Origin of the sequence: Mesorhizobium sp. M7A.F.Ca.CA.001.10.2.1, from assembly GCF_003998575.1 — a bacterium.
GTDB lineage: Bacteria > Pseudomonadota > Alphaproteobacteria > Rhizobiales > Rhizobiaceae > Mesorhizobium.
This window is the reverse complement of the sequence record NZ_RZQY01000817.1, coordinates 1-2,307: the sequence shown is the minus strand read 5'-3', so window position 1 is coordinate 2,307 and position 2,307 is coordinate 1. Positions and strand designations below refer to the sequence as shown.

Below are 2,307 nucleotides of genomic sequence, written 5' to 3'. Positions count from 1 at the left end.
TGGCCGAAAGCGGCAATGTTGCGTCCTCTGGCATGGGAGGGGCGGCTGGTCCAACTCCGGACCTTTCGGGAAACGGCATTTATTCCGGTTTCATGGACACGGTGAAAAGCAAGGTCACCAATCCCAATGGCCTCGCCGCCGTCGCGTCAACTGCGAACGCTGAAAGCCGGTTCAATCCGAAGAACGCCTTCGGTTCTTGGTCGGACCCGAGCGAAAGCGGTGAGGCTGGCACGGCAGGCGGAATCCTGTCTTGGCGCGGCCCACGTTTCGAGGCGATGCGACAATTCGCGGCCAAGAACGGCGGCGATCCCAGCAATCCTTCGCCACAGCTCCAAGCGCAGTTCTTCCTTCAGGAAGATCCGACGCTGATCGATCGGCTGAACGCAGCAAAGTCGCCGACCGAAGCCCAGCAGATCATGAACAATGCATGGAAGTTCGCGGGCTACGATCGACCAGGCGGCGAGGCCGCGCGGCGTATCGCACAGGCCAACTCGTTCGCATCGCGGTTCAGCGGTTCCACTTCGGACCCGGTGCAAGTGGCGAGCCTTGACCCAGCCTCGGGCATGGCACCCGCAGGCACCGCCGTCGCCAACGCCCTTGCTTCTCCCGCAGCCTCCGCACCGCAGCAGACACCCGCGCAAGCCTTGTCTGGCGCGCCGCAACAAGCTGGCGTCCAGTCGCCGCGTGCGGTTGATAGTGGCGGCATCCCGCAGAGGGGCGCTGTGCTTGCCGGCGGTCCTGGTGCGGCGCCAGGCCCGCAGGGCGTGCAGGTTGCGGGCGGTGGCCCAACCGTTCAGCAGCTCATGCAGGCGGCGACAGATCCCCGGCTGTCCGAACAACAGCGCGGCGTGGTTGGCATTCTGTTGAAACAGAAGATGGCCGCAGCCGACCCGGCCACGCAGATGGAGATGGAAAAGAACCGGCTCGACATGGAGAAAACCCGCATCGAGACGGAACGGCTGCGCAATCCGCAGATGACGCCGGCCGAAAAGGCGAGGCTCGATCTCGACGAGCGCAAGATGCAAGCCGACCAGGACAAGCTCATTGAGGTTGGCGGTTCTCTTGTCGATCCGAAGACCCATCAGGCCGTCTATACGGGTCAGCAGACCGATTGGGAGAAGCTTGACGACGGCACGCTGTACAACAAGCGCACAGGTGAAACGAAAGCTGTCGCCGCATCGCCCGGCGGCGGCCAAGCAAACATGTTCAAGGGAAATGCAGTCGACGCCCAGGCGCTCAACTGGCTGGTAAACAACAACAAGGTCACACAGGAACAGGCGGCCCAGATCGCGGCCGGCAAGACCATCACCGGCCCGAATGGAGAAATGATGTTCCTGACGCCTTCCGGCATCGTCGCACAGATGCCTGGACAGGCTCCCCAGCCCATCGCACCGCCCGCCGCCGCGCCTGGTCCCGCTTCACCGCCGGCCTCTCCGGCGCCCGTGCAAACACCTCCGGCGCCGATCGCACCGATGAGCCCGCGCGCCGCCAACCCGGTTCCCAACCAGAATGCGGGAATCGTCCCGCTGACCGGTCCGAAGTCGAAGCCGCCGAACGAGCAGCAGCAGCGAGACGCCAAGCTGTATTCAGTGGTCGCGCCCGAGCTGAAGATTGTCGAAGATAATTTCTCCGCTTTGTCTAATCTCTCGGATCAGGCGCTTTCAGCCGTGCCGCACGGATCGGACTACGGGGCGGATTACCTGAAATCGTCGGACTACCAGCGCGCTTCGAACTCGCTGAAAACAATAATCGCATCCTATCTCTACAGCGTGTCCGGAGCCACGGCGGCGCCGGCCGAAGTGGAAAACCAGGCCTCCATCCTGACGCCCAAGCCGGGCGAGGCAAAGGAATCGGTCAACGACAAGCTGGCGCGCGTCCGTGCGATGGTCGACGCCATCAGGAGCAGTCGCGGCGGCGGCGATGCTCCGGCTGGGGAGCCGACCGGCGCCGGCACGACGAGCAACGGCTTGAAATGGAGCATTGAACCCTGATGGCAACGCTCAACATCCAGGGCCAAAAGGTCAAGGTCGACGACGCCTTTCTGTCGATGACGCCCGAGCAGCAGAACGCGGCAGTGGACGAGATTGCCAAGTCGCTCCCGGCCGCGCCTCCCAACGCAGCCGCAACGGATGCTGACGCTCGCGCGAAAGCAGGGATCGCGAAGGCGCAACAGATCATAGCCGGCGGCGGCCCCGAGCCGGAAGGCGGCCACGAGGCACCCACGTTTGTTCCGAGTCCTGACATGGGCGCCATGGGAACCTACCTGACATCGACAGGCGAGGGCGTGCCGATCGCCGGTCCCTACAT

2 protein-coding genes are annotated in these 2,307 nt (G+C 63.9%); both read left to right on the top strand.

The genetic code is table 11. The features are described from left to right. Positions 1-1,991: phage tail tip lysozyme (locus EN964_RS32125; protein ID WP_245490712.1), on the top strand; the 1,991-nt coding region annotated here is incomplete at its 5' end. Then, the coding region (locus EN964_RS32120; protein ID WP_164776192.1) for a hypothetical protein at positions 1,991-2,307 on the top strand (317 nt) is incomplete at its 3' end. The genes EN964_RS32125 and EN964_RS32120, both read left to right, overlap by 1 nt.